The organism is Sphingomonas sp. Ant20, assembly GCF_000783375.1.
Lineage (GTDB): Bacteria > Pseudomonadota > Alphaproteobacteria > Sphingomonadales > Sphingomonadaceae > Sphingomonas > Sphingomonas aerolata.
The window spans coordinates 1-4,929 of record NZ_JRVI01000019.1 but is presented as its reverse complement, the minus strand read 5'-3'; the positions used below and the strand labels follow the sequence as shown (position 1 = coordinate 4,929).

4 protein-coding genes and 2 pseudogenes are annotated in these 4,929 nt (G+C 68.8%); all 6 read right to left on the bottom strand.

Annotated elements, in window-relative coordinates:
- The coding region (locus NI18_RS04385; protein ID WP_037528438.1) for a LysR family transcriptional regulator at nt 1-590 on the bottom strand (590 nt) is incomplete at its 3' end.
- A complete protein-coding gene (apaG, locus tag NI18_RS04380; protein WP_037528435.1) occupies nt 587-985 on the bottom strand; it encodes a Co2+/Mg2+ efflux protein ApaG in 399 nt (132 codons plus the stop codon). The genes apaG and NI18_RS04385, both read right to left, overlap by 4 nt.
- Nucleotides 982-2,186, bottom strand: a pseudogene (locus tag NI18_RS04375) (aminotransferase class I/II-fold pyridoxal phosphate-dependent enzyme). The gene apaG and the pseudogene NI18_RS04375 overlap by 4 nt, the downstream one beginning before the upstream one ends.
- A gap of 57 nt (nt 2,187-2,243) precedes the next feature.
- Nucleotides 2,244-3,389 (bottom strand): glycosyltransferase family 2 protein, encoded by a 1,146-nt coding sequence (locus tag NI18_RS04370; RefSeq protein ID WP_347574799.1) that lies wholly within the window; start codon nt 3,387-3,389, stop codon nt 2,244-2,246.
- Nucleotides 3,373-4,418 (bottom strand): annotated as a pseudogene (gene leuB, locus NI18_RS04365) (3-isopropylmalate dehydrogenase). The gene NI18_RS04370 and the pseudogene leuB overlap by 17 nt, the downstream one beginning before the upstream one ends.
- A 40-nt stretch (nt 4,419-4,458) precedes the next feature.
- Nucleotides 4,459-4,929: DNA repair protein RecO C-terminal domain-containing protein (locus NI18_RS04360; protein ID WP_031440765.1), on the bottom strand; the 471-nt coding region annotated here is incomplete at its 5' end.

Genomic DNA, 4,929 nt, shown 5'->3' with positions numbered 1-4,929 from the left:
ACCAGTGCCGTGGCATCCCCCGCCGCCGGGTCGAGCGCGGGTGCGCCGGGCCAGGCGATGATCGCCTCGGACGCGCTGCCGGTCGCCGCGATCGTGACGAGCCCTTCGGATTCGAGCGCCTCGCCCTCATTCTCGCCCGGGCCATCGCCCCAGCGGATCGCAAGGTCCAGATTGGCCTCGGTAAAGTCGACCGTCTCGTCCGCGGTGATCAGGACGAAGCGCAAATCGGGATCGGCGGCCGCGATCTCGGCGAGCCGCGGCATCAGCCATTTCTCGGTCAGGTCGCGCGGCGCGGCGATCGTCAGCGACTTGGACGTCTGCCCCGCCTGCATCGCGCGGACCGCTTCCTCGAACTGGAGGAAGCCGTTGCGCAACGGCCCGAGTCCCGCCTCGGCCTCGGGCGTCAGCTCGAGCCCGCGCGTAGTACGCCGGAACAGCACGACGCCCAGCGTATCCTCGAGCGCGCGGATCTGCTGCCCGACCGCGGCGGGGGTGACCGCGAGCTCGTCGGCGGCACGCGTGAACGACAGGTGGCGCGCCGCCGCATCGAGCACGCGCAGCCCGTTAAGCGGAAGGTGCGTACGCTTCACAAAATCACCGCCGGCGCACTGAGCGAGAAATGCGGTATCGCCACCTCGAACACCGCACCGGTATCGTCCACCATCCGATAGGATCCGCGCATCGCCCCCGTCGGCGTCGCAAGCGGACAGCCCGAGACATAGTCGAAGCTCGCACCCTGCTCGATCAGCGGCTGTTCGCCGACGACACCCTCGCCCTCGACGGTGTGGCGTGCGCCATGCCCGTCAGTGATGATCCAGTGTCGCGTCAGCAGCTGGACCACGCCGGGCCCGTCATTTTCCAGCCGGATATGATAGGCCCAGAACCAGCGCCCGCGCTGCGGTTCGGACTGTTCGGGCAGATAGCTGACCGAGACGCGCACCGTCACCCCGCGCGTCGTCGCCGCACTGGGGAACAGCGCCTTCACAGCCCGACCTTGCCCAGTGCCCGGTCGAGATCATCGATCACGTCGCGCACGTCCTCGAGCCCGACATTGAGCCGCAACAGCCCCTCGGTCACGCCCATCTCCGCCTGCTTGTCGGGCGAGACGCTGGCGTGCGTGGTCGAGGCCGGATGCGTCATCAGCGACCGCGAGTCGCCGATATTGTTCGAGATATCGACCAGCTCCAGCGCGTCGAGCAGGCCATGCGCCTGTTCGCGCCCTTCGACCTCGAACGCGAAGATCGGGCCGCACGCGTCCATCTGACGCATCGCGAGCTCGTGCTGCGGATGGCTGGCGAGGCCCGGATGCAGGATGCGCGGCACGCGCGCTTCCAGAAACGCGCCGACCTTCTGCGCATTTTCCGACTGGCGGCGGATACGCAGGTCGAGCGTCTCGAGCCCCTTGAGCACCACCCACGCGTGAACGGCGACAGCGTCGGCCCGGTGTTGCGCGTGAAGGGCAGCAGCGTGTTGGTGATGAAATCCTCGGTCCCGCACACCGCGCCGGCGAGCACGCGGCCCTGCCCGTCCATCATCTTGGTCGCGCTGTACGCGATGACGTCCGCACCGAACTCCATCGGCCGCTGCAACGCCGGCGTCGCGAACGCATTGTCGACGACCGTCGTGATCCCGCGCTCGCGCGCGATGCCGCACACCGCCTTCAGGTCGACGATGTCCATCGTCGGATTGGCGGGCGTCTCGAAGAAGAAGACCTTGGTCTCGGGCCGCACCGCGTCGAGAAACGCCTGCGGGTCGCGCGCGTCGACGATCGTCGTCGCGATCCCGAACTTGGGCAGCAGCGTATCGGTCAGCCAGCGGCACGATCCGAACGCCGCGCGGCCGCCGACCAGGTGATCGCCGCTCTGCAACTGGCACAAAAGCGCCGCGGTCATCGCGGCCATGCCCGTCGCCATCGACCGGCACGCCTCGGCCCCCTCGAGCAGCGCGATCCGCTCCTCGAGCATCTGCACCGTCGGATTCTGCAGCCGGGAATAGGTCATCCCGTCCTGCTCGCCGGCAAAGCGCGCCGCCGCGTCACCGGCCTTGTCGTAGCAATAGCCCGAGGTAAGGAAGAGGGCCTCCGACGTTTCGCCATATTCGCTGCGGGCGGTGCCGCCGCGGATGGCCTGCGTCTGCGGACGCCAGTTCTGGGTGATCGAACGATCTTGGCCGGTCTTGCGCTTCATGGCGACGCTTTGCCGGGGGCGGGCGGTGATGACAACCCCTGCGGAGGGTCGCGTGCGCTAGTAGCGCCCCCAGGTAAACCTGGATGACAGCGCATAATTCCACACCGCGCCGACCAGCACGCCGATCATCGCCGACACCGCCCAGGCGTCGTTGCGCACGTCGTGCATGAACGCCGCGATCCCGACATTGGCGATCGCCCCGACCGAACAGATGAGCGCGAACGATACCCAGCCATCGGCGAGCTGCCGCCACCCCTTCAGCCGCCGGTCGCGATAGGTCAGCGCGTTGTTCAGGAAGAAGTTCATTGTCATCGCGGCCAGCGTTGCGCCGATCTGCCCGATCAGGCATGACGTCCCGATCCCTAGGAACAGCGCGCTGAGCACCGTCATATGCACGCCGATGCCGAGCACGCCGATCGCCGAGAACATCGCGAACCGCACCGGCACGAACCGCCCGAACATCCGGTCGTACAGCGCGATCAGATATTCCAGCGCGACGACGTGATCGAGCTTGCTCTCACCCTCGGTCCGGCAGCGGAAGGTATAGGGCAGCTCGGCGAACCGCAGCGGCTCGGGCGCGGCGGTCAGCAGGTCGAGCAGGATCTTGAACCCGATCGCCGACAGTCTGGGCGCAAGCGCACGTGCGACGTCGGTACGGATCGCGAAAAAGCCGCTCATCGGATCGCTCAGATCCGCCTTGAGCACGCGCCGCGACAGCCGCGTGGCGAGCGCGGACTTGGCGACGCGGTCGCGATCCCAGTCGCCGGTCCCGCCGCCACTGACGAAGCGCGATCCGATCACGACGTCGTGATCGCCCGCCTGAAGGAGGTCGAGCATCTTTGGCAACAGCGTCTCGTCATGCTGCAGATCGCCGTCGATCACCGCGACGACGGGCGCGGCGGTCGCGCACAGCCCCTCGATACAGGCCGAGGACAGCCCGCGCCGGCCGATCCGCTGGATCACGCGAACGCGCGTGTCGCTCCGCCCGAGCACGCGCGCAGCCTCGGCGGTGCCGTCCGGGCTGTCGTCGTCGACGAAGATCGCCTCCCAGCGCCGCCCCGCCAGCGCCTGGTCGAGCTTGGCGATCAGCGCGGCGACGTTCGCCTTCTCGTTGAACGTCGGGATGCGACCGCGATCTCGAGCGTGTCCGGCCCCGCGCCCCGCACCGCGTCCAGCTCGACCGGGCTCACCCGAGCGATGCAATCACCGCGTCGCCCATCGCGCGCGTCGTCAGCGTGCCGCCGAGGTCAGGGGTCCGCGCGCCGCCCAGGATCGCCGCAGCCACCGCCGCCTCGATCCGGTCGGCCGCCTCGGCCTTGTCGAGCGAATGCCGCAACATCATCGCTGCGGACAGGATCGCGGCACAGGGGTTCGCCTTGCCCTGCCCGGCAATGTCGGGCGCGCTGCCATGGATCGGTTCGTACAGACCATGGCCCCGACCATCGAGCGCGGCGGACGGCAGCATGCCGATCGACCCTGCGCACATCGACGCCTGATCGGACAGGATGTCGCCGAACAGATTGCCGGTGACGACGACGTCGAACTGGCCGGGGTCGCGCACGAGCTGCATCGCCGCGTTGTCGACATACATGTGGCTGAGCGCGACGTCGGGATAGTCCGCTGACACCTCGATCACGACGTCGCGCCACAATTGCGACGTCTCCAAGACATTGGCCTTGTCGACCGACAGCAGCTTGCTCTTGCGGGTGCGGGCGGTCTCAAATCCGACGCGCGCGATCCGGGCGATCTCCGCCTCGTCATAGCGCATCTCGTCATGGCCTTCGCGCAGGCCCTCGGCGGTCGTCCGGATGCCCTTGGCGCCGAAATACACGTCGCCGGTCAGCTCGCGGACGATCACCATGTCGATCGTCCGCGCGATCTCCGGGCGCAGCGACGACGCATCCTCCAGCCCCGCGAACAGCTTGGCCGGACGCAAATTGGCGAACAGCCCCAGTTCCTTGCGCAGGCCCAGGATCGCCTGTTCTGGTCGCAGATGCCGCTCGAGCCGATCGCAATCGGGGTCGCCGACCGCACCGAACAGCACGGCGTCCGCGCGCCGCGCGAGCGCCAGCGTCTCGGGCGGCAGCGGATGCCCCGCCGCCTTGTACGCCGCACCACCGACCAGCGCCTCGTCGAAGCTCAGATCGAGGTCGAGCCGGTCGAGCACGCGACGTGCCTCGCAGTCACTTCGGGTCCGATGCCGTCGCCGGCCAGTATCGCGATCAAGGGCATGTGCGTTCCTCCGCCGCCGCCCTTGCCGGGCAAGCCGCGCTCACGCAACCGCCCTTTTGAGCCGATCGACGAGGCGAGCCCGCGCGGCGAGCGGTTCGGCGCGGCGTTCGACCAGGACATCGCGCGTCAAAAAATGCTCGGTCAGGCGCAGCCCGTCGAAGATGTCCGGCCACCCCGCCTCGCCACCAGCGGTGAGAAACGCGGGCAGCGGCAACAGCTTGGCTTCATAGCCCTGCGCCGCACCGCGCGACACCGCCGCCCCGCTCCGCGGGCTGACGAATGCGAGGTCGTCGACCGCACCACTCGCGACGCACTGGTCGAGATCGAGACCGAATCCCAGTTCCGCGAGCAGCAGCAGTTCGTACCGCACCAGCGCCGCGGCCCAGCCGCGCGCCGACGGCGCCGCCTCGATCGCGCCGAGGACGCCGTCAAGCGCGTCGTGGATATGCGGATAGGGCTGCGCTTCCGGCAACGCGACCGCGGCGAGCGCCGTCGCCCATTCGAGCGCCCC